Here is a 20,095-nt window from a genome sequence, read left to right as displayed (position 1 = left end):
GCACATGGATATTCTCAGCGCGTTGGCGGCGTTCGCCTCTTACTTCTTCAGCGGCTTCGCCATGATTTTGGTGTTTCTGTTCGTCTATACCCGCATCACCCCGCACGACGAATGGGCGCTGATCAAGGCCGATAATCAATCCGCCGCCTTTGCTTTTATCGGCGCTTGCCTGGGATATGTGATCCCGCTGGCCAGCGCGGCGATCAACTCGATCAGCCTGCTGGATTACCTGCTGTGGGGCGTGGTGGCGCTGGTGGTGCAACTGCTGCTGTTCGCCGCCGTGAAGATCTACATGCCGCGCATCAGCGACAAGATAGAAGCGAATCACCTGGCCGCCGGGATTTTCCTGGGGGGCGTCTCCGTCAGCGGCGGGGTGTTGAATGCGGCTTGCATGAGCTACTAAAGGTATAAGATGGCCGAGGCGCGCCAGCCAAGCGGGTGCGCCTGCTCTTCCATCCGCAGGATGCGGTAATAGCTGGCTCCGTGTTGGTCGGCGGTGCGGGCGATGGCCAGTTCCGCCTCCTGCGGTGAGCCGGGCAAATCGTTGAAGGTGATCTCGGCGATTTCACTGAGCGGCGTCACGCGATCGGCGGGCGCCAGCTCGGCGGACTGTGCGCCGGTGCTGAGCAATCCCATGGAAAGCAAGAGGGAGGTGAGTGCGGTGGAGCGTTTCATGGCGTTCCCCTTCGTCAGATCCTGAATCGACACCCGCAACATGCGGCATGCTGTCCCTCAGTGTGCAACACCCTTCTTCAGCCAGTGCAAAGCCAGTGTAAAGCTGCTTAAAAAATCCCCGCCTTAACGATACAGGATCGCCTGGGAATACCATTGGCCCGGCACGACGGTTTCGCTGTTCATGATGATCACGTAATAACGGGCACCGGCGGCGGTGGCCTTGCGTTGGATCTCCGCTTCCACGTCCATCGGGCTGCCGCGCACCACGGCGGTGACGGTGCCCATTTTCACCAGCTCGGCGGTCTGCGCGCGGACGATCTCCTGCGCCTGAGCGGTGGGGGGCGGCGGCGGTTTCGGCGTAGTGGTCATGATGCCGCAGGCGGAAAGCTGTGCGGCCAGCGTCAGGGTAATGAGTGTGCGGGCAATCGTCATGGTGACCTCGTAAGCGCCGGTGCGATGGCTTCAGTGTAACGCAATATAAGCTGTAACAGATTGAGCTAACGCTGCTTCGCGCAAGTTTGTCATGATGAATGCCAACAGGTGAGTTGAGGATGAACGGATGATCGAAATTCATGACGAGCGGGTTGGCGATATCGCGGTGATCCATGCTGTGCCGGCGGGGCAGTATCATCGGCCGCTGCCGACGGTGTTCTTCTGCCATGGCTATACCTCGTCGAAAGAGGTGTACGCTTATTTCGCCTATGCGCTGGCGCGCGCCGGTTTTCGGGCGGTGTTGCCGGATGCCGATCGGCACGGCGAGCGATTCGACGGCGATGAGGCGCGGCGCCTGGCGTCATTCTGGGAGATCCTGCGCAGCAATATCGATGAATTGCCGCAGATCAACGCGCATTTTGAGCGGCTTGGCCTGATCGCCGACGGCCGCATCGGCGTCGCCGGCGCCTCAATGGGCGGCATGACCGCGCTTGGCGCCTTCGCGCGCTTTCCGTGGATCCGTGCGGCCGCCAGCCTGATGGGTTCCGGCTATTACCGTGCGCTGGCGCAAACGCTGTATCCGCCGTTGGGCGAGACGGGCGAGGCGCTCTCGCCGACGGCGTTTGCGGCGCGCACCGCCGTGCTGGCGGAGTATGAGCTGGAAGGACGTTTGGCGCAGATTGCAGGGCGGCCGCTGCTGCTGTGGCACGGCGAGACGGACGACGTGGTGCCGGCGGCGGACAGCCTGCGTTTGGCGGCTGAACTGCGGCAGCAAGGTGCGGACGGCCGTTTGACATCGCTCGTCGAGCCGGGCGTGAAGCATCGCATCACGCCGCTGGCGCTGTCCGCCACCACCGATTTCTTTCGCCGCGAATTGTAATGCGCCTCCGGGCGCGATGCGTGGAATTGCGGTGCTCTCTGTAGGCTGTTTCGGTCATTGTTTGACGCATGGCGGAGGAGAATGTCAGCGTGAATTCTTTCAGGGGCGGCAAGGAGCGGAGAGCATGATAAAGGGTATCAGCAATACGGCCGAGACAGCGCGCGGGCTGGCGGGAACGATGAAAGCGCGCGCCGATCTTAACTCAATGGCCTTCAGTGAGATGCTGGGGGCAGCCGACGGCAAGGCGCGGCAAAACAAGGCAAATCCGCTGTCGCGCATCACCGCGCATACGGTGCAAAACATGACGGCGCTGTTCGCCTCCGCGCCGAAAGCGGCGGCCGCGCAAACCGCGAAGGCCGGCTCGCTCTCCTTCGAGCAGCGGGCGACGCTGGAGGAAAGCGCCGAACTGCTGCAGGCACGGACAAACTATCTGCGGATGGCGCTGCAATTGCACAATCCGGGCAAAGCGTTCAGCGCGCCGACGTTGCTCAAACTGTGATGGGTGAGGAAGTGGAGCGCCCGACAGGCGGCGCTCCGATGCGGACTGAACGGGCTTTCTGATGAAGCCCTGGGGATTTCCCTGGCGTGGCGCGTCTTTTTAACGGTACAGCTCGGCGCTAACGTGCATCGTGCTGTTGTCGCCCGGTTCGTGCAGTGCGATGATGCGATAAGAGCTTGCACCGCGTTGATCGGCGATTTTACTGACCTGGCTGCTGGCGTCATCCGGCGAGACCACGTTCTGGTTCAGGGTGACGAAGCCAACGCTCTGGCGTTGATCGGCCTGGTGCGAGGAGATCTCCGTCGCGGCCATCACGTTGGCGGAGAACAGGGCGGCAAGCGCCGTCGCGAGAATGATGCGTTTCATAGTGCCTCTCTTACTTTTTGCCGTTACGGCCTGACAGCGAGTGTCGCTGCGGCAAAAAGTCATTTATCTGCATTGAATAACCTGGAATCTTTTTCGTCGCGCTGTCTGCGGCGGATAAGGTTAATTTTAGTCGGTTGCGGCGGATTAAAAAGCGGGGCGTTTTGATGGCCTCTTTCAAAAAAAATGAAATAGATTTGTGACTCAGCGCTGATTTCATTGAAAGATTTTTGAAACTGATGGATTGGCGTACATAGGTTTCCCCGCCAGCAAATCGTGCTATTTCCCATACCCCCTCTCAATAACGCGAATAAAACCCACGCAGTCCTTGAGTTTCCCGCCCTGCGTCAGTATGATTACGCGTCATTTTTCAGCCGCACACTAAACACGTTCCTTGCTTCCATGGGCCGCGGTTGACCCTGACAGGAGGCTGAATAATCCGTAAGGAGCAATTCGATGCGTCATTACGAAATCGTTTTTATGGTCCATCCTGACCAAAGCGAACAGGTTCCGGGCATGATCGAGCGTTACAGTGCTACCATCACTAACGCGCAAGGTCAGATTCACCGTCTGGAAGACTGGGGCCGCCGTCAGCTGGCTTATCCGATCAACAAACTGCACAAAGCTCACTACGTTCTGCTGAACGTTGAAGCGCCGCAGGAAGCGATCGATGAGCTGGAAACTAACTTCCGCTTCAACGACGCCGTTATCCGCAGCATGGTTATGCGCGTTAAGCACGCGGTAACTGAAGCATCTCCGATGGTTAAAGCGAAAGACGAACGTCGTGGCGATCGCCGCGAAGACTTCGCTAACGAAACCGCAGATGATGCAGATGCTGGGGATTCTGAAGAGTAATTGCCGCCGTGACGGCTAATCGTCTGGTTTTGTCGGGCACTGTGTGCAAGGCGCCGGTTCGAAAAGTGAGTCCTTCCGGGATACCGCACTGCCAATTTGTGCTAGAGCACCGTTCGCAGCAGATGGAAGCCGGATTCAGCAGACAAGCATGGTGCCGAATGCCCGTGGTTGTCAGCGGACAACAGTCACAAGCACTAACTCAAAGATTAACGGTCGGCAGTCAGATTACCGTGCAAGGCTTTGTAAGCTGCCATCAAGGGCGCAACGGGCTGAGCAAATTGGTTCTGCATGCCGAGCAGATTGAATTGATAGATTCTGGAGACTAGCCAAATGGCACGTTATTTCCGTCGTCGCAAGTTCTGCCGTTTCACCGCGGAAGGCGTTCAAGAGATTGACTATAAAGACATCGCTACGCTGAAAAACTACATCACCGAAAGTGGTAAAATTGTACCGAGCCGTATCACCGGTACTCGTGCAAAATATCAGCGCCAGCTGGCCCGTGCTATCAAGCGCGCGCGCTACCTGTCTTTGTTGCCGTACACTGATCGTCATCAGTAATCGGCCACTGTCCATTAACGACTTTGAGAGGATAAGGTAATGCAAGTTATTCTGCTTGATAAAGTAGCAAACCTGGGCAGCCTGGGTGATCAAGTTAACGTTAAAGCGGGCTACGCTCGTAACTTCCTGGTACCACAGGGCAAAGCTGTTCCTGCTACCAAGAAAAACGTTGAGTTCTTCGAAGCACGCCGTGCTGAACTGGAAGCCAAACTGGCTGACGTTCTGGCTGCTGCTGAAGCTCGCGCAACCAAGATCAACGAACTGGGTTCAGTGACCATCGCTTCCAAATCTGGCGACGAAGGTAAACTGTTCGGCTCTATCGGCACCCGCGACATCGCTGACGCAGTGACTGCGGCAGGCGTTGAAGTTGCCAAGAGCGAAGTTCGTCTGCCGAACGGCGTTCTGCGTACCACTGGTGAGCACGAAGTGCACTTCCAGGTACACAGCGACGTGTTCGCACAGCTGAATGTAGTTGTGGTTGCAGAAGCGTAATTTACGCTGCTGTTAACCCGGTTAAAACGCCAGCCTCGCGCTGGCGTTTTGCTTTTCTGCGCCCGGCAAAACGCGCTACGCTTGAAGACGGGATGAAAAGGGAGAGCGTGCGATGGCAACGATTACGCTACAGCGGGTTTACGACTTCAGCGCGCCGGCGCCGGCGCATTGCTATCTGATAGACAGGCTATGGCCGCGCGGCATCAGCAAGGAGAGGCTGGCGGGCGTGCAGTGGTTGAAACAGGTGGCGCCGGATGACGAGCTGCGCAAGTGGTTCCATCAGCATACCGACCAGTGGGAAGCCTTCGAGGCGCGTTACCGCCAACAGCTGGCGGCCAACGACGCCTGGCAGCCGCTGGTGGCGCTGTTGCGGCAGGGGGAGGCGCTGACGCTGCTGTATGGCAGCAAAGATACCGAGCACAACCAGGGCGTGGTGCTGCGCGAGTTTTTGCTGGCGCAGCTTTAGCGATTAACGTTCCCGGCGGTAGCTGCCGTCGGCCTGGCGGCGGAACAGCGCCTGGCTGTTGTCCACGGTGGTGACCGACAGCGCGTTAATCACGCCGTTGGCGTCGCGTTCGATGCGCACTTCCTGACCGGCTTTCATGTTGCTCAGCGGTTTGTCGCCGCCTTCCACCTGCGCCATGGCGAACACCTCATTCACCGGCAGATTGTTGTCGCGAAACAGCTGGGCCAGCGTCTGGCCGGGCTGGATCTGATAACGCTGCCAGTTGCCCGCCGGCGTCGGTTCGTTGGCCGGCGTGGCGGCGCCACCGCCGTTTTGCAGCTCAGCCTGCAGCGGCACGCTGGTTTCCTGCTGAGAGACCGGGAACGGCTGTCTTTCGGGCGAGTAGGGCCACAGCAACGCCAGCAGCAGAATGTTGCCGAAGATCAGCACCCAGCGACGGTGAAAGTAGGGCAGTGGTTCCATCCAATGGAAACCGTCCGGCAGATGCCAGACTTTGGCCAGCAGCGCTTTGACCCGCTGCATCTTGTCGTTGGCCGACGGCGGTTCCGATGGCGACTCCGCGTCTTCCTGCGTGGGTGCGGCGCCGGGTTTCAGGCGCTGGCTGATGTTCAGCCAGGTGCGCAGCAGCGGCTGGTAGATGCGGGTGGTTTTCCTTCTCCTGGGCGCGATTCTGCCCATGGTGACCTCTCTTCGACGGCGTAATAATAAGCGCGGCGCGGCAAGCGCGTCGCCTGCCCGATATCCTGCTTTCAGTATAGTCCGCTAACTGATTGAAGTGAAAGGCGGCTGAGCGGCAGGGCCGGGGTTTGCGGCTGCGGGCGTTAACAGAAGGTTATTGTTTCTTTTTCTACGACAAAAGTCATCATTCTCCACACAAGATTTTACCCGGCATTGACGCGCTGTTATGCTGCGCTTTCGACTTTTTACAGACTTAAGGAAAACCCCATGACAACCCCTTCTTTTGACAGCGTTGAAGCGCAAGCAAGTTACGGGATTGGTTTACAGGTCGGCCAGCAGCTGCAAGAGTCCGGGCTGGAAGGTTTGCAACCGGAAGCTTTGCTGGCGGGTCTGCGCGACGCGCTGGAAGGGAATGCCCCGGCGGTTCCGGTAGACGTGGTGCACCGTGCGCTGCGTGAAATCCACGAGCGTGCGGATGCGGTGCGCCGCGAGCGCCAGCAGGCGATGGCCGTTGAAGGCCAGAAATTCCTGGACGACAACGCCAAGCGCGACGACGTGACGCTGACCGAGTCTGGCCTGCAGTTCTCCGTGCTGGAGCAGGGCAACGGCCCAATCCCGTCCCGTCAGGATCGCGTTCGTGTGCACTACACCGGTCGTCTGATCAACGGTGACGTGTTCGACAGCTCGGTCGAGCGCGGCCAGCCGGCAGAATTCCCGGTCAGCGGCGTGATCCCAGGCTGGATCGAAGCGCTGACCCTGATGCCGGTCGGTTCCAAATGGCAGCTGTATATCCCGCACAACCTGGCCTACGGCGAACGTGGCGCAGGCGCGTCCATCCCGCCGTTCAGCGCGCTGGTGTTCGACGTCGAGCTGCTGGAAATCCTGTAATCCCACCGAGGATTACTCTGGGCGCCTTCGTGGCGCCCTTATTTTATGCGCCGCGCAGACGGGCGATGAATGGCCGGGCGAGCCGGCCAGTGACAGTGAGTTACTTACCGCTTAAATCGATGCGATAAACCGCGAAGCCGATGCTGTCGCTGCCTGTGGCGCTCATCGGGTATTGGGCGTGCTCTTTGATAAACTTCGTCGCTTTGTCCGAAGGCGAGGTCTCGAAGCGGATATCCAGCGGCTGCTTGCTGCTGAAGTTAGCCAAACGCCAATTGTTGTCCGCCTGCGGGCGCACCGCGCCATGCCGCTGGGTTTCGGCGGTGATGTAGGCCGCCAGCACCGAGCGGTTTTCATCCGGCGAAGCGAAGGCGATATGTTTGTCGCCGGTGCCGGCAAACTTGCCGCCGTAGGCGCGGTAGTTGTTGGTGGCAACCAGGAAGGTGGCGTTCGGATCGATCGGCTTGCCGTTGAAGGTCAGCTGCTTGATGCGCTCCGCCTTAGCGTTGATCAGCTGGCATTCGCCGTCGTAGCGCGCCGGTTGGCTGACGTCGATCTGGTAGTTGACGCCGTCGATCACGTCGAAGTTATAGGTGCGGAAGCCGTCCCAGTTGATCAAGCCTTGCGGCTTGGCGCTGTTGACGTCGATCTGGTTGAACTGGCCGGCGGAGCACTCCAGCCACTCTTTCACCTCTTTGCCGCTGGCCTTCACCACTACCAGCGTATTGGGATAGAGATAGAGATCGGCGGCGTTGCGGAAGGTGAGCTGGCCTTTTTCCACTTCGACGAAGCTGGCGGGGTCGTTCTTGCGGCCGCCGACCTTGAACGGGGCCGCCGCGGACAGCACCGGCAGATCGGCCAGGTCCGGGTCGCCCTGGATGTAATGTTCGACGTAGGCCTTCTGCGCATTGTTGACGATCTGCACCGTCGGATCGTCCTGCACCAGCGCCAGGTAGCTGTACATGTTGCCGTCGGATTTACCGATCGGCTGGCTGACGAACTCGCGCGTGCCTTTGTGATCGTCCGCCAACACCTTCACCAGCGCGGCATCTTCCGCCGCCAGCGATTTCTTGTTCTCTTTGTCGTAGATCGGCCGCGCTTCCGCTTTGGCGGCGGTCACTTTCCAACTGCCGCCATCGTTGTTGAGCTGCAGATCGACCACGCCGAGATGGTCGCCCCATTGGCCCGGCATCACCGCCGGTACGCCATTCAGCAGGCCTTTGTCGATATCCGCGCCTTTGATGTTGGCGAAGTCCTTGCTCGGGAACACCGCGTGGGCGTGGCCGAACATGATGGCGTCGATGCCGGGCACCTGGCTGAGGTAATAGACCGAGTTTTCCGCCATCGCCTTGTAAGGCTCGCTGGACAACCCGGAATGCGGGATCGCCACCACCAGATCGGCGCCCTGTTTACGCATCTGCGGCACGTAGCGCTTGGCGGTGGCGGTGATGTCGTCCACCGTCACTTTGCCCTGCAGGTTGGCTTTGTCCCACACCAGGATCTGCGGCGGCACGAAGCCGATGTAGCCGATGCGCAGCGTATGCGCCTTGCCATCGCGATCCTTCACCGGGGTATCGACGATGATGTACGGCGTGAACAGCGGTTTTTGCGTTTTGGCGTCGATGACGTTGGCGTTGATGTACGGGAATTTGGCGCCGGCGATGGCGTTCTTCAGGTAGTCCAGCCCGTAGTTGAACTCATGGTTGCCGATGTTGCCGACCACATAGTCCAGCGTGTTCATCGCCTTATAGACCGGGTGCACGTCGCCCGGTTTCAGCCCTTTGGCCGCCATGTAATCGCCGAGCGGGCTGCCCTGAATGATGTCGCCGTTATCCACCAACACCGCGTTGGCGGCCTGCTGGCGCGCCTGTTGGATCAGGCTGGCGGTGCGCACCAGGCCGAACTTGTCGGTCGGCGTGTCCTTGTAGTAATCGAAGTCCATCATGTTGCTGTGCAGATCGGTGGTTTCCAGCACGCGCAGATCGACGGTGGCCGCCTGCGCCGAGGCGCACACCAGCAGCGCAAGCGCGGACAGCGTCAGTGGATGCTTCATCATTTGGGGTTCTCTCCATTCCATTATTCGAGTGTTATCGCAGAGGGAAATGTAATTAACATTGCTTGCCACAGTAAACTGTGAAGTGTGGCAGAAAACGGCGGCGGGTAACGCGGGGAAGTTCACAGTTGTGCCCAACAAGATCTGAGGAATTCCCGTAGCTTAGCCGGTTGAGATGGATATTCGGCGTAAAAAAAACTAGTCTGCTAGCAGAGACAGAGGGAAATTTCCCACGGAGATGCAGAGTTGAGGTGCATGATGTTAGAGCGAATTTGCCAACTGTCCCGCGAGGCGGGGGCGGCGATCATGGCGGTGTACGACGGTGAACAACCGCTTGATGTCGCACAGAAAAAAGATGACTCACCGGTGACGGCGGCCGATCTGGCGGCGCATCACATCATCAAGCGCGGCCTGGCGGCCCTGACGCCGGAGGTGCCGCTGCTGTCGGAAGAGGATCCGCCGGCGTGGGAAGAGCGCCGCAACTGGACGCGCTACTGGCTGGTCGATCCGCTGGACGGCACCAAAGAGTTCTTGCATCGCAATGGCGAGTTCACGGTCAATATCGCCCTGATTGAAGACGGGCAGGCGGTGATGGGCGTGGTGTACGCCCCGGCGATCGACGTGTTGTATCTGGCGGAGCGCGGCAAGGCCTGGAAAGAAGAGAAGGGCGTGCGGCAGGCGATCGGCGTCAGCAACGCGCATCCGCCGCTGGTGGTGGTGAGCCGCTCGCATATCGACGACGAATTGAAAGACTATCTGCAGCAGCTGGGCGAGCACCAGACCGTGTCCGTCGGTTCCTCACTGAAGTTCTGCCTGGTGGCGGAAGGCAAGGCGCAGCTCTATCCGCGCTTCGGGCCAACCAATATTTGGGATACCGCCGCAGGACACGCGGTGGCGGTGGCCGCCGGGGCGCAAATTCACGATTGGCAGGGCAAGCCGTTGCTCTATACCCCGCGTGAATCTTTCCTCAACCCCGGCTTCCGGGTTTCGCTGTTCTGAGTCAGTTCGCCAACAGCTGGTGCAGCTTGGACATCACCTGCTGCACCTCTTCCGGCGTCAGCGCGCCGTCTTTGGCGAACTGAATGCGCCCTTGCTTATCCAGCACCACGATGGCGGAACCTTTCGGCTGCAGATCCCAGGCTTTGCGCACGTTGCCGTCGCTGTCGACGATAAACTGCGACCACGGGAACTCTTTCTTGCTGTCTTCGATGCTGCTGCGCACGAACATGGCGGTGCCCATCAGGGCATCGTCGGTGTTGACGATTGTCGTCGTTTGGTAACGATCGTGTGGTAGTTTCGCCTTCTTAATCGCTTCAATCAGTGGGTCGTTCATGTCTTTGGCGGAGCTGCGACCGGCAATGTGCTGTATCACCCGCACTTTTCCACTGAGCTGCGCGCTGTTCCAATTCTGGTAGCTAAAATTACCGTCAGCGTAATTGAGCTCTCCTTTATCGCTGACGCCAACTGGCGCCACGCGCTGCTGGAGCTGGAAGTTGTGCGCGGAAGCGAAAAGCGGGGCGAGCAGCAGGGATACCATCAGCATGCGACTTGTTTTCATGCTTTCTCCTTGTAAATGGGGGAATTTGTGCGACAGCACTTCGACAGCCTAAAGCATAGGATGTGATAAGAGGTCTGTCCTGTTAACCGGATCGCAGTTTTTCCCTTGGTTCGCTAATCATCAGATTTTGAAGGGATATCCTGAAAACGTTATAAATCATCATATACAATTCTGTCAAAAAGTGTAAATCCAGTGCAGATCACCGGGCGGAAGTGAACGATCTGGTCTTTACTGGGTCTACTACATGCAATCAAGTTGCGTTCTGAATTTCGAGGCTGCCACCTTTGGCGGCTCGCTGAGCGCATGGATCAACGGGAGGAGCGTAAAAGAATGAGAATCTTCCAGCGTTATAACCCTTTGAAAGTGGCGAAGTACGTTAAGACCCTGTTTCGCGGAAGGCTGTATATCAAGGACGTGGGCGCATTTGAATTCGACGAGGGGAAAATCCTGCCGCCGAAGATTCGCGACAAGCGCCATTTCAGCGTGATGTCCGAAGTGAACCGCCAGGTGCTGCTGCTGCAGGCCGAGGTCGGCTGAACACGGCGCTGACAGCGGTAAAAAAATGCGGCCCCGATGGGGCCGCTGATGTTTTTGTCCTTCGCGCCGTCAGGCCGCAGGCGTGTCGTCCGGCGCTTTCGGCAGCACCGCCGCCGGTTTGTCGCTCAGTCGGGTGACCAGCAGCTGATCTATCTTGTAGCTGTCGATATCCACCACTTCGAACTTGTAGCCGGCGTATTTGACGAAGTCGGTGCGTTTCGGGATCTTGCGCAGCATGTACATCATAAAGCCGCCAATGGTTTCGTAGTTGCCCGCCTGCGGGAACTCGTCGATATCCAGCACGCGCATCACGTCGTCGATCGGCGTGCCGCCTTCAATCAGCCATGAGCTTTCGTCGCGCGCCACGATCTGCTCTTCCTGGCCCTGGCCGACCAGATCGCCCATCAGCGTGGTCATCACGTCGTTAAGGGTGATGATGCCCACCACCAACGCATATTCATTGAGGATCACCGCGAAGTCTTCGCCGGCAGTTTTGAAGCTTTCCAGCGCTTCGGACAGCGTCAACGTGTCCGGCACGATCAGCGCCGAGCGGATCTGCACGCCGCTGCTCAGCACCAGGCTCTGGTTGCCCAGCACGCGGTTCAGCAGGTCTTTGGAATCGACGTAACCCACCACCTGATCGATATGGCCGTCGCACACCAGGAACTTGGAGTGCGGATGGGTCGAGACCTTTTCCTTGATGCTCTCTTCGCTTTCGCGCAGATCGAAGTACACCACGCTTTCGCGCGAGGTCATCGAAGACGGCACGGTGCGCGACTCCAGTTCGAACACGTTTTCAATCAGCTCGTGCTCCTGCTTGCGCAGCACGCCCGCCAGGGCGCCGGCTTCCACCACCGCGTAGATGTCATCGGAGGTGATGTCGTCTTTACGCACCATCGGCAGCTTGAACATGCGGAAGATCAGGTTGGCCATGCCGTTGAAGAACCACACCAGCGGGCGGAAGATCATGATGGAGAAACGCATCGGGTTGATGATCCGGACGGCGACCGTCTCTGGTGCAATCATACCGATGCGCTTCGGGGTCAAATCGGCGAACAGGATAAACAGGCTGGTCACCAGCACGAAGGAGCAGATGAAGCTGACCTGTTCCGCCAGTTCGGGCGACAGGAAGCGAATAAAGAACTGTTGGAAGGTGCCGGAAAACGCCGCGTCGCCGACGATACCGCCGAGGATGGCCACGGCGTTCAGGCCGATCTGCACCACGGTGAAGAAGATGCCAGGGGTTTCTTGCAGTTTAAGCACTCTGGCGGCGTTGATGTTGCCTTCGTCCGCCATCAGCTTCAGTTTGATCTTGCGCGAGGCGGCCAGAGAGATTTCCGACAGTGAGAAAAACGCACTCACCGCGATCAGAAAAAGAATCAGTAAAATACTGTTTAACATAATCTATCCATACGTGCCGACGGGATGCCGGCGCTCTTGAGGAAGGGTAGTACATAGTAAAAAAAGCAGCGATAACAACCAGAAGGGAAGCTATCGGGCCGCAGAAGCGGCCCGCACAGTATAGCAGTTGCCCCACAGGGGCCGCCAGCGGTTAAAAAAGTGCCGCCGGCCGGCATCGGATCAGCCCTGCGGCGGCAGGCAAACGCCGATGCCGCCCAGCCCGCAGTAACCTTCCGGGTTTTTGAACAGGTACTGCTGGTGATCGTCTTCCGCATAATAGAACGGCAGCGCCGGCGCGATCTCGGTGGTGATGACGCGCTTGTCGCCCGCCGCCGCCATCGCCTGCTGGAAGCGTTGCAGGCTGCTTTCCGCCTCGGCCTGCTGCTCTGGGCTCAGCGTGTAAATCGCCGAGCGGTACTGCGTGCCGACGTCGCCGCCCTGGCGCATGCCCTGCGCCGGATCGTGATTTTCCCAGAACACCTGCAGCAGCTGCTTGTAGCTGACGACCTGCGGATCGAACACCACGCGCACCACTTCGGCGTGGCCGGTCTGGCCGCTGCACACTTCGCGGTAGGTCGGGTTCGGCGTGTAGCCGCCGCTGTAGCCGGCGGCGGTGCTGTAGACGCCCGGCTGTTGCCAGAACAGACGCTCAACGCCCCAGAAACAGCCCATGGCGAAGATCGCCACTTCCATGCCGGCCGGCACCTGAGTCATCGAGTGTTCGGTGACGACGTTGAGCGTTGCGACAGGCATTGGCGTGGTGCGGCCAGGCAGCGCGCTTGCCTTATCGACGGTTTGTGATTTATCAAAAAATGGCACCACGGTTGACTCCTGTTGTCACAGTAAGAATTGACCCTACATGGCGGCGGTTCGGTTGTATCTCACCGCGTCTTTGCCCACAATAAGCGGCAAGTGGGATTTTGTATAAGCTTAACGCAGTATTTTGAGCGCCAAAAGTGAAGAATTCGCCTGTTGCGCGGCGGCAAAGCGCGGCGGGCGGCGTCCGGAAGAAGGTTGAAGAGGGCTGCCGTCATGATAGCGCGGAGTCTGCCCTGGCCCCGGAGCGAACACCATAACAGGAAAGTAAAATCAATAAGGAGAACACGTGCCAAAGTACCCGGTCATGTGCTTGATATCTGTGTTGCTTGCGGCACCTGCAGCCTATGCGGCCAACGTGCGGCTGCAGGTGGAGGGGTTAAGCGGAGAGTTGGAAAAAAACGTCCGGGTGCGGCTGTCGTCGATCACGCCTGAAGAGGTCGGCACCGACGGTCGCTTCCGCGCACGGGTGGATGAGGCGGTGCGCCAGGGGCTGCGCGCGCTCGGCTATTACCAGCCGACCATCGAGTTTACGCTGGACGATCGGCCGGGGATGTCGCGTCCGGTGCTGCATGCCAAGGTCAATCCGGGCGAACCGGTGCGCATCGCCGGCGCCAACATCGTGCTGGAAGGCGGCGCGAAGACCGATGAGGACTACCTGGCGCTGGTAAAGAAGGATCGGCCGACCATCGGCGAGATCCTCAACCACGGCAAGTATGACAGTTTCAAAGGCTCGCTGACCGGCCTGGCGCTGCGCAAAGGTTACTTCGACGCCGATATGACCAAAAGCCAACTCGGCGTGGCAGAAGATCTGCACAAGGCGTTTTGGGATATCGATTTCAACAGCGGCGAACGTTACCGCTTCGGCAAGGTGAAATTCACCGGTTCGCAAATCCGCGAAGACTATCTGCAAAATCTGGTGCCCTTTCATCAGGGGGATTACTACAGTTCGGAGGATTTGGCCGAGCTGAACCGCCGTTTGTCCGCCACCAACTGGTTCAACTCGGTGGTGGTGTCCCCTGATTTCAACGATGCCAAAGAGAACAAGATTTTGCCGTTGGACGCGCTGGTAACGCCGCGTACGCGCAATACCATCGAAACCGGTATCGGTTACTCCACCGACGTCGGCCCGCGGGTGAAAGGCACCTGGAAAAAGCCCTGGCTCAACGATCGCGGCCACAGCCTGGAAACCAGCGCCAGCGTGTCGGCGCCGGAGCAGCAGCTGGATCTGACCTATAAGATCCCGCTGCTGAAGAATCCGCTGGAGCAGTATTACCTGCTGCAGGGCGGGCTCAAGAACGTCGACCTTAACGACACCAAATCCGTGACCTCCAAAGTGGTGGCTTCGCGCAACTGGGATCTCTCCAGCGGCTGGCAGCGGGCGATCAACCTGACCTGGCGCTGGGATAACTTTACCCAGGGCAACGTCAGCAACACCACCATGCTGCTGTACCCCGGCGTCAGCTTCAACCGCACCCGCTCGCGCGGCGGCCTGATGCCGACCTGGGGCGACAGCCAGCGCTACTCCATCGACGTATCCGACACCACCTGGGGCTCGGGCGTGGACTTCGCGCTGATGCAGGCGCAGAACGTCTGGATCCGCACGCTGGCCGACAAGCATCGTTTCGTGGCGCGCGGGCAGGTGGGATGGATAGAAACCAACGACTTCGACAAGGTGCCGCCGGATTTGCGCTTCTTCGCCGGCGGTGACCGCAGCATTCGCGGCTACAAGTACAAAGACATTTCTCCGCGCGGCGACGACGGCAAGCTGACCGGCGCCTCCAAGATGCTGACCGGCTCGCTGGAGTATCAATACAACGTGACCGGCAAATGGTGGGGGGCGATGTTCGTCGATTCCGGTGAAGCGGTGAACGATATCAAGCAGAGCAACTTCAAGACCGGCGCCGGCGTAGGCGTGCGCTGGCAGTCGCCGGTGGGGCCGGTGAAGCTGGATATCGCCGCGCCCGTGGGAGACAAGGACACTCACGGGATGCAGTTCTACATCGGTTTGGGGCCTGAACTATGAGCCTGGTTAAAAAGATTTGTCTCGGATTTCTGGTCGTTCTGCTGCTGCTGATCGGCGGACTGGCCTTTCTGGTGGGGACCACCACCGGTTTGCATATGGTCATCAACGGCGCGGCGCGCTGGGTGCCGGGGCTGGAGATCGCCGGCGTCAGCGGCGGCTGGCGCGATCTGACGCTGAAGGGCGTGAAGTATCAGATGCCGGGCGTGACGGTCAACGCCGGGCAATTCCATTTGTCCCTCGATCTCTCCTGCTTTAAACGCAGCTCGCTGTGCGTCAACGCCTTGACTGCTCAGGACGTGGACGTGGCGGTGAACACCAAAGAGATGGCGCCCTCCGCGCCGGTGGAGGAGAGCAGTGAGCCGACCACCAATCTCAGTACGCCTTATCCGATCACCCTGCGCCTGTTGGCGCTGAACAACGTCAAGGTCACCGTCGACGACACCGCCATTTCTCTGGCCGAGTTCCGCACCGGCGCGCAGTGGCAAGAGCGTGCGCTGACGCTGATGCCGACCAAGATCGGCTCGTTGCTGATCGCCTTGCCGAAAACGCCGCAAAATCCGTTGCCGGAAGCGGTGCAACCGGCGGTCGAGGTGGCGAAAAAGGTCGGTGAGCAGGTTACCGACGCGGCGAAACCGGCGCCGCAGCCGGAAGAGAAGCCGCTTGGCGAAACGCTGAAGGAACTGTTCGCCAAACCGCTGTTGCCGGATCTGCCGGACATCCGCCTGCCGCTGGATATCACCGTGAAAGAGATCAGCGGCGAACAGCTGCGCTTGACCGGCGATACCGACGTGCTGATCACGAGTCTGTTGCTGCAGGCCAGCACGCAGGATCAGCATATCCAGCTGGACAACTTCGACGTGAAGTCGCCGCAGGGTACGCTGTCGGTGCAGGGGCAGGCGACCCTGACCGGCGATTGGCCGGTGGCCCTGACCGCCAACAGCGCGTTGAACATCGACCCGTTGAAGGGCGAGAAGGTGAAGCTGAACATCGGCGGCGGGTTGCGTGATGAGCTGAAGGTCGCGCTGAACCTGTCCGGCCCGGTCGGCGCCCAGCTCGATGTGCAAACCCGGCTGGCCGAAGCCGGCCTGCCGCTGGCGCTGACGCTGCAGAGCAAACAGCTGAAATGGCCGCTGAGCGGCGAGGCGCAGTACCAGGTTAACGATTTCCGCCTGCGCTTTAACGGCAAGGCGACCGACTATGCGTTGTCGACGCGCGCTAATCTGAAAGGTCAGGATCTGCCGCCGGCGGTGCTGACGCTGGACGGCAAAGGCAACGTCGAGCAGTTCAAGCTGGAGCGCCTGCGGCTGGCGGCGCTGCAGGGTAATACCGATCTCACCGCGCTGGTGGACTGGAGCAAGGCCATCAGCTGGAACTCGCAATTGACGCTGAGCGGCATCAATACCGCCAAGCAGTGGCCGGAATGGCCGGCGAAACTCGACGGCAAGATCACCACGCGCGGCAGCCTGCACGGCGGCAGCTGGCAGCTGCAGGTGCCGGTGCTGCAGCTGGACGGCAACGTGAAGCAGAACAAGGTCACGGCGCGCGGCACGCTGAGCGGCAACGCCGCCGGGCAGTGGAAAATCCCCGGCATCGATCTGACGTTGGGGCGCAACCAGCTGAACGTCAAAGGACAGCTGGACGAGAAGAGCTGGAACCTGGACGCCAACATCGACGCGCCGCGTCTGGACGGCGCGCTGCCGGGCCTGGGCGGCACCGCCAAAGGGCTGCTGAAGCTGCGCGGCAATCTGCAGGCACCTCAGCTGCTGGCGGATTTGACCGCCTCCGGTTTGCAGTGGCAGGCGCTGCGCATCAACCGGGTGAAGATCGACGGTGACGTGCGCTCCACGGATCAGATCCAGGGGCAGTTGGCGGTTCGCGTCGAGCAGCTGAAGCAGGACGCGCTGGAAGTCAGCCTGCTGACCCTGGACGCCAAAGGCAGCGAGAAGCAGCATCAGCTGCAGTTGAAGATCGACGGTAAGCCGGTCTCCGGCCAGCTGGCGCTGCAGGGCAGCTTCGATCGTCAGCAGCAGCGCTGGCGCGGCAATCTGAACAATACCCGCTTCGATACGCCGGTGGGGGAGTGGCGCCTGACGCGCGCCATCGCGCTGGACTACCTGAACACCGCGCAGAAAATCAGCATCGGGCCGCACTGTTGGCAGAACCCGAATGCCGAGCTGTGCGTGCCGAAGACCATCGAAGCCGGCCAGAGCGGCCAGGCCAGCGTGGTGCTCAACCGGTTCGATCTGGCGATGATCAAGCCGTTCCTCGGCCCGGAGACCGCCCTGAGCGGCGTGTTCACCGGCCGGGCCGACGTCAGCTGGAAACCGGGCGGCGCGCTGCCGGAGGCGAAGGTCACGTTGGCCGGCAACGGCGTCAAGGTGGTGCAGCAGGTGCAGGGCAACGCGCTGCCGATCGCCTTCGATACGCTGACCCTCAACGCCGGTCTGAACAACGGCCGCGCGCAGGCCGACTGGCGGATCAAACTGACCAACAACGGCCAGTTCGACGGCAATATCCAGGTGGCGGATCCGCAGGTGCGGCGCACCATCAGCGGCAACGTCAATATCACCAACATTTCGTTGGCGCTGATCAACCCAGCGCTGATGAAGGGCGAAAGCGCGGCGGGCATGCTGAACGCCAACCTGCGTCTGGGCGGCAGCGCGCAGAAGCCGCTGGTGTTCGGGCGTCTGGCGTTGGATCGGGCGAAGGTGCAGGGCCACTGGATGCCGTTCGATATGACCGACGCGCGGCTGGCGGTGAATTTCAATGGCATGACCTCGACGCTGGAAGGGCTGCTCAGCACCACGCGCGGCCAGCTGAATCTGGCGGGCGATGCCGACTGGCGTGACATCAACGCCTGGCGTGCGCGCATTGCCGCCAAGGGCGACAAGCTGCGGGTGACGGTGCCGCCGATGATCCGCATCGACGTGTCGCCGGATCTGGTGTTCGAAGCCACGCCGCAGCTGTTCTCGCTCAACGGCAAGGTCGACATCCCTTGGGCGCGCATCACGGTGCAGGAGCTGCCGGAAAGCGCGGTGGGCGTCTCTTCCGACGAAGTGATGCTGGACGACCAGCTGAAGCCGATTCAACCGAAGACCGCCTCGATTCCGATCAACAGCAACCTGATGATCCACGTCGGCAATGACGTGCGGCTGGACGCCTTCGGCCTCAAAGCCCGCTTGAAGGGTGATTTGAAAGTGGTGCAGGACAAGAAAGGGCTGGGCCTCAACGGCCAGATTGACATCCCTTCCGGTCGCTTCCATGCTTATGGTCAGGATTTGATCGTGCGTAAAGGGCAGCTGATGTTCTCCGGCCCGCCGGATCAGCCGCTGCTCAATATCGAAGCGATCCGCAACCCGGAATCCACCGAGGACGACGTGACCGCCGGCGTGCGCGTGACCGGCCTGGCGGATGCGCCGAAGCTGGAAGTGTTCTCCGATCCGGCCAAATCGCAACAGGAAGCCTTGTCTTATCTGCTGCGCGGCCAGGGCTTGAACAGCTCAGGCGCCGACGGCAACGCCATGACGTCGATGTTAATCGGCATGGGGGTTGCACAAAGTGGTCAACTTGTGGGTAAAATCGGCGAGGCATTCGGCGTGAGTAATTTGGCTCTGGACACTCAAGGGGTTGGCGACAATTCCCAGGTTGTCGTGAGCGGCTATGTCCTCCCAGGCTTACAAGTAAAATATGGGGTGGGCATTTTCGACTCGCTGGCCACGCTGACGTTGCGTTATCGCCTGATGCCTAAGTTGTATCTTGAAGCGGTGTCTGGTCTCGACCAGGCATTAGATTTGCTCTATCAGTTTGAGTTTTAGCGATGCGAATAATTGTCTACGGCAGTTTACGGCGCAAACAGGGAAACAGCCATTGGATGACCAACGCCCAATGGCTCGGCGAGCACGAGCTCGAAGGCTATCAGATTTACAATCTGGGCCATTACCCGGCGGCGATCCCTGGAGAGGGCACGATACATTGCGAGGTGTATCGTATTAACTCATCGATTCTGGCAGAGCTGGACGAACTGAAAAGCAACACCAAGGACTATAAGCGCGAGCTGATTCAGACGCCTTATGGGAGTGCGTGGATCTACCTGTACAAACACAGCGTGGACGGTTACCCGCGAATTACCAGCGGTGACTGGCTGAAGCGTCTCGAAGAACAGTAAGAAAAAAAACACCGCTCAATGAGCGGTGTTTTTTCATCGGACGGCGGCTGGAATTACTTCTTGGCAGCGCGTTCGAAGGAGGCGATGATTTCCGCTTTAGCCGCGGCAGCGTCTGCCCAGCCTTCCACTTTCACCCATTTGCCTTTTTCCAGATCTTTGTAGTGCTCGAAGAAGTGAGCGATCTGGGCTTTCAGCAGTTCCGGCAGGTCGTTCACGTCTTTCACGTGATCGTACTCTTTGGTCAGCTTGCTGTGCGGCACCGCAACCAGCTTGGCGTCTTCACCGGCTTCGTCGGTCATTTTCAGCACGCCAACCGGACGGCAGCGGATCACGGAGCCCGGCTGCAGCGGGTATGGGGTTGGAACCAGCACGTCAACCGGGTCACCGTCCAGAGAGAGGGTGTGGTTGATGTAGCCGTAGTTGCACGGGTAGAACATCGCGGTGGACATGAAACGGTCAACGAACAGCGCGCCGGTTTCTTTGTCGATTTCGTATTTGATTGGATCGGCGTTGGCCGGGATTTCGATTACTACGTAGATGTCTTCCGGCAGGTCTTTGCCAGCAGGGACCAGATTCAAGCTCATGTCGGTTTCCTTTAATCATCAAACCAGAAATGGAGTGGCGGCTATTATAGCGGACTCTTTTGCGATTTCCTGCCCTTTTCATCGTCGAAAACCCCGCGCGCCGACGCAGGGATAATTTCCAGATTAATCCCGCCGCGGCATGAAGTTTTGCCTCCGCCTGCCGATAACTTCA

24 protein-coding genes are annotated in these 20,095 nt (G+C 59.6%); 14 read left to right on the top strand and 10 right to left on the bottom strand.

Annotated features, from left to right (window positions below; genetic code table 11):
* Positions 1–4: 4 nt before the first annotated feature.
* Positions 5–403 carry a DUF350 domain-containing protein gene (locus J0X03_RS22075; protein WP_015376394.1) on the top strand — a complete coding sequence of 133 codons (399 nt, stop codon included), beginning with the start codon at positions 5–7 and terminating at the stop codon, positions 401–403.
* On the opposite strand, the gene J0X03_RS22070 is transcribed toward J0X03_RS22075, so the two are convergent.
* Positions 400–675: a YdgH/BhsA/McbA family protein gene (locus tag J0X03_RS22070; protein WP_025305027.1), complete on the bottom strand. Its 276-nt coding sequence runs from the start codon at positions 673–675 to the stop codon at positions 400–402. The genes J0X03_RS22075 and J0X03_RS22070 overlap by 4 nt on opposite strands.
* 123 nt (positions 676–798) lie before the next feature.
* Positions 799–1,107 (bottom strand): biofilm peroxide resistance protein BsmA, encoded by a 309-nt coding sequence (gene bsmA, locus J0X03_RS22065; RefSeq protein ID WP_033651492.1) that lies wholly within the window; start codon positions 1,105–1,107, stop codon positions 799–801.
* Positions 1,108–1,234: 127 nt separating this feature from the next.
* Between bsmA and yjfP the strand changes: the two genes are divergently transcribed.
* Together yjfP and J0X03_RS22055 are read left to right on the top strand one after the other, a co-directional pair.
* Positions 1,235–1,987 carry an esterase gene (gene yjfP / locus J0X03_RS22060; protein ID WP_033651491.1) on the top strand — a complete coding sequence of 251 codons (753 nt, stop codon included), beginning with the start codon at positions 1,235–1,237 and terminating at the stop codon, positions 1,985–1,987.
* Positions 1,988–2,111: 124 nt separating this feature from the next.
* Entirely contained in the window at positions 2,112–2,486 is a 375-nt protein-coding gene (locus J0X03_RS22055) for a hypothetical protein (protein ID WP_033641632.1), read from the top strand.
* A 99-nt stretch (positions 2,487–2,585) separates the two neighbouring features.
* On the opposite strand, the gene J0X03_RS22050 is transcribed toward J0X03_RS22055, so the two are convergent.
* Both J0X03_RS22050 and J0X03_RS22045 read right to left on the bottom strand, forming a co-directional pair.
* Positions 2,586–2,852 carry a YdgH/BhsA/McbA family protein gene (locus J0X03_RS22050; protein ID WP_033638913.1) on the bottom strand — a complete coding sequence of 89 codons (267 nt, stop codon included), beginning with the start codon at positions 2,850–2,852 and terminating at the stop codon, positions 2,586–2,588.
* 10 nt (positions 2,853–2,862) lie between these two features.
* Positions 2,863–3,069 carry a hypothetical protein gene (locus tag J0X03_RS22045; RefSeq protein WP_127897167.1) on the bottom strand — a complete coding sequence of 69 codons (207 nt, stop codon included), beginning with the start codon at positions 3,067–3,069 and terminating at the stop codon, positions 2,863–2,865.
* Positions 3,070–3,305: 236 nt separating this feature from the next.
* Between J0X03_RS22045 and rpsF the strand changes: the two genes are divergently transcribed.
* From rpsF to J0X03_RS22020, 5 genes are all read left to right on the top strand, one after another.
* Complete coding sequence (gene rpsF, locus J0X03_RS22040; protein ID WP_004933634.1) at positions 3,306–3,704, top strand: 30S ribosomal protein S6; 399 nt, start codon at positions 3,306–3,308, stop codon at positions 3,702–3,704.
* Positions 3,705–3,712: 8 nt separating this feature from the next.
* Positions 3,713–4,030: a primosomal replication protein N gene (priB, locus tag J0X03_RS22035; RefSeq protein ID WP_049233092.1), complete on the top strand. Its 318-nt coding sequence runs from the start codon at positions 3,713–3,715 to the stop codon at positions 4,028–4,030.
* A 4-nt stretch (positions 4,031–4,034) separates the two neighbouring features.
* A complete protein-coding gene (gene rpsR / locus J0X03_RS22030; protein ID WP_000135199.1) occupies positions 4,035–4,262 on the top strand; it encodes a 30S ribosomal protein S18 in 228 nt (75 codons plus the stop codon).
* A 39-nt stretch (positions 4,263–4,301) separates the two neighbouring features.
* Positions 4,302–4,754: a 50S ribosomal protein L9 gene (gene rplI / locus J0X03_RS22025; RefSeq protein ID WP_004933629.1), complete on the top strand. Its 453-nt coding sequence runs from the start codon at positions 4,302–4,304 to the stop codon at positions 4,752–4,754.
* 112 nt (positions 4,755–4,866) lie between these two features.
* On the top strand, positions 4,867–5,220 hold the full coding sequence (locus tag J0X03_RS22020) for a DUF488 domain-containing protein (protein WP_042783523.1): 354 nt from the start codon (positions 4,867–4,869) through the stop codon (positions 5,218–5,220).
* 3 nt (positions 5,221–5,223) lie between these two features.
* Here J0X03_RS22020 and J0X03_RS22015 read toward each other — a convergent pair whose 3' ends face one another.
* Positions 5,224–5,898, bottom strand: coding sequence for an OapA family protein (locus J0X03_RS22015; protein WP_160203913.1), 675 nt, complete (start codon positions 5,896–5,898; stop codon positions 5,224–5,226).
* 267 nt (positions 5,899–6,165) lie between these two features.
* On the opposite strand from J0X03_RS22015, the gene bamJ reads away from it, so the two are divergent.
* A complete protein-coding gene (bamJ, locus tag J0X03_RS22010) occupies positions 6,166–6,786 on the top strand; it encodes a BamJ family beta-barrel-assembly machinery protein (protein ID WP_004933618.1) in 621 nt (206 codons plus the stop codon).
* Positions 6,787–6,886: 100 nt separating this feature from the next.
* On the opposite strand, the gene J0X03_RS22005 is transcribed toward bamJ, so the two are convergent.
* Positions 6,887–8,839: a bifunctional 2',3'-cyclic-nucleotide 2'-phosphodiesterase/3'-nucleotidase gene (locus J0X03_RS22005; protein WP_160203914.1), complete on the bottom strand. Its 1,953-nt coding sequence runs from the start codon at positions 8,837–8,839 to the stop codon at positions 6,887–6,889.
* Positions 8,840–9,094: 255 nt separating this feature from the next.
* On the opposite strand from J0X03_RS22005, the gene cysQ reads away from it, so the two are divergent.
* A complete protein-coding gene (cysQ, locus tag J0X03_RS22000) occupies positions 9,095–9,835 on the top strand; it encodes a 3'(2'),5'-bisphosphate nucleotidase CysQ (protein WP_033644177.1) in 741 nt (246 codons plus the stop codon).
* Position 9,836: 1 nt separating this feature from the next.
* On the opposite strand, the gene J0X03_RS21995 is transcribed toward cysQ, so the two are convergent.
* Entirely contained in the window at positions 9,837–10,394 is a 558-nt protein-coding gene (locus tag J0X03_RS21995) for a YtfJ family protein (RefSeq protein WP_025159587.1), read from the bottom strand.
* A gap of 330 nt (positions 10,395–10,724) precedes the next feature.
* On the opposite strand from J0X03_RS21995, the gene J0X03_RS21990 reads away from it, so the two are divergent.
* On the top strand, positions 10,725–10,931 hold the full coding sequence (locus J0X03_RS21990; protein WP_033641639.1) for a DUF1107 domain-containing protein: 207 nt from the start codon (positions 10,725–10,727) through the stop codon (positions 10,929–10,931).
* 69 nt (positions 10,932–11,000) lie between these two features.
* Here the strand turns inward: J0X03_RS21990 and paeA are convergent, their stop codons facing one another.
* Both paeA and msrA read right to left on the bottom strand, forming a co-directional pair.
* Complete coding sequence (paeA, locus tag J0X03_RS21985) at positions 11,001–12,332, bottom strand: polyamine export protein PaeA (protein WP_033641641.1); 1,332 nt, start codon at positions 12,330–12,332, stop codon at positions 11,001–11,003.
* Positions 12,333–12,512: 180 nt separating this feature from the next.
* A complete protein-coding gene (msrA, locus tag J0X03_RS21980) occupies positions 12,513–13,151 on the bottom strand; it encodes a peptide-methionine (S)-S-oxide reductase MsrA (protein WP_089195519.1) in 639 nt (212 codons plus the stop codon).
* A gap of 304 nt (positions 13,152–13,455) precedes the next feature.
* Between msrA and tamA the strand changes: the two genes are divergently transcribed.
* Genes tamA through J0X03_RS21965 form a run of 3 tightly spaced genes read left to right on the top strand, consistent with a single transcriptional unit; the run spans position 13,456 to position 19,339 of the window.
* Positions 13,456–15,174, top strand: coding sequence for an autotransporter assembly complex protein TamA (gene tamA / locus J0X03_RS21975; protein WP_169539905.1), 1,719 nt, complete (start codon positions 13,456–13,458; stop codon positions 15,172–15,174).
* Positions 15,171–18,989: an autotransporter assembly complex protein TamB gene (gene tamB / locus J0X03_RS21970; RefSeq protein WP_033641644.1), complete on the top strand. Its 3,819-nt coding sequence runs from the start codon at positions 15,171–15,173 to the stop codon at positions 18,987–18,989. The genes tamA and tamB overlap by 4 nt, the downstream gene beginning before the upstream one ends.
* A 2-nt stretch (positions 18,990–18,991) precedes the next feature.
* The gene (locus tag J0X03_RS21965) at positions 18,992–19,339 is read left to right on the top strand and encodes a gamma-glutamylcyclotransferase family protein (RefSeq protein ID WP_025159589.1); all 348 of its coding nucleotides are present in this window, start codon (positions 18,992–18,994) and stop codon (positions 19,337–19,339) included.
* A gap of 53 nt (positions 19,340–19,392) precedes the next feature.
* Here the strand turns inward: J0X03_RS21965 and ppa are convergent, their stop codons facing one another.
* Positions 19,393–19,923, bottom strand: a complete 531-nt coding sequence (ppa, locus tag J0X03_RS21960; protein ID WP_004933594.1) for an inorganic diphosphatase — start codon at positions 19,921–19,923, stop codon at positions 19,393–19,395.
* Positions 19,924–20,095: the final 172 nt, after the last annotated feature.

This window comes from Serratia ureilytica (genome assembly GCF_017309605.1).
GTDB classification, from domain to species: domain Bacteria; phylum Pseudomonadota; class Gammaproteobacteria; order Enterobacterales; family Enterobacteriaceae; genus Serratia; species Serratia ureilytica.
This window is presented reverse-complemented; position numbering and strand designations above follow the sequence as displayed.

Bases quoted from the DNA above. Each gene is read 5' to 3' on its own strand.
- ppa (WP_004933594.1), bottom strand. From the start codon at position 19,923: ATGAGCTTGAATCTGGTCCCTGCTGGCAAAGACCTGCCGGAAGACATC.
- J0X03_RS22050 (WP_033638913.1), bottom strand. From the start codon at position 2,852: ATGAAACGCATCATTCTCGCGACGGCGCTTGCCGCCCTGTTCTCCGCC.
- J0X03_RS21990 (WP_033641639.1), top strand. From the start codon at position 10,725: ATGAGAATCTTCCAGCGTTATAACCCTTTGAAAGTGGCGAAGTACGTT.
- cysQ (WP_033644177.1), top strand. From the start codon at position 9,095: ATGTTAGAGCGAATTTGCCAACTGTCCCGCGAGGCGGGGGCGGCGATC.
- rpsR (WP_000135199.1), top strand. From the start codon at position 4,035: ATGGCACGTTATTTCCGTCGTCGCAAGTTCTGCCGTTTCACCGCGGAA.
- J0X03_RS22005 (WP_160203914.1), bottom strand. From the start codon at position 8,839: ATGATGAAGCATCCACTGACGCTGTCCGCGCTTGCGCTGCTGGTGTGC.
- J0X03_RS22020 (WP_042783523.1), top strand. From the start codon at position 4,867: ATGGCAACGATTACGCTACAGCGGGTTTACGACTTCAGCGCGCCGGCG.
- yjfP (WP_033651491.1), top strand. From the start codon at position 1,235: ATGATCGAAATTCATGACGAGCGGGTTGGCGATATCGCGGTGATCCAT.
- tamA (WP_169539905.1), top strand. From the start codon at position 13,456: ATGTGCTTGATATCTGTGTTGCTTGCGGCACCTGCAGCCTATGCGGCC.
- J0X03_RS22045 (WP_127897167.1), bottom strand. From the start codon at position 3,069: ATGAAATCAGCGCTGAGTCACAAATCTATTTCATTTTTTTTGAAAGAG.
- tamB (WP_033641644.1), top strand. From the start codon at position 15,171: ATGAGCCTGGTTAAAAAGATTTGTCTCGGATTTCTGGTCGTTCTGCTG.
- J0X03_RS21995 (WP_025159587.1), bottom strand. From the start codon at position 10,394: ATGAAAACAAGTCGCATGCTGATGGTATCCCTGCTGCTCGCCCCGCTT.
- J0X03_RS22015 (WP_160203913.1), bottom strand. From the start codon at position 5,898: ATGGGCAGAATCGCGCCCAGGAGAAGGAAAACCACCCGCATCTACCAG.
- J0X03_RS21965 (WP_025159589.1), top strand. From the start codon at position 18,992: ATGCGAATAATTGTCTACGGCAGTTTACGGCGCAAACAGGGAAACAGC.
- J0X03_RS22070 (WP_025305027.1), bottom strand. From the start codon at position 675: ATGAAACGCTCCACCGCACTCACCTCCCTCTTGCTTTCCATGGGATTG.
- bamJ (WP_004933618.1), top strand. From the start codon at position 6,166: ATGACAACCCCTTCTTTTGACAGCGTTGAAGCGCAAGCAAGTTACGGG.
- J0X03_RS22075 (WP_015376394.1), top strand. From the start codon at position 5: ATGGATATTCTCAGCGCGTTGGCGGCGTTCGCCTCTTACTTCTTCAGC.
- J0X03_RS22055 (WP_033641632.1), top strand. From the start codon at position 2,112: ATGATAAAGGGTATCAGCAATACGGCCGAGACAGCGCGCGGGCTGGCG.
- rplI (WP_004933629.1), top strand. From the start codon at position 4,302: ATGCAAGTTATTCTGCTTGATAAAGTAGCAAACCTGGGCAGCCTGGGT.
- bsmA (WP_033651492.1), bottom strand. From the start codon at position 1,107: ATGACGATTGCCCGCACACTCATTACCCTGACGCTGGCCGCACAGCTT.
- rpsF (WP_004933634.1), top strand. From the start codon at position 3,306: ATGCGTCATTACGAAATCGTTTTTATGGTCCATCCTGACCAAAGCGAA.
- paeA (WP_033641641.1), bottom strand. From the start codon at position 12,332: ATGTTAAACAGTATTTTACTGATTCTTTTTCTGATCGCGGTGAGTGCG.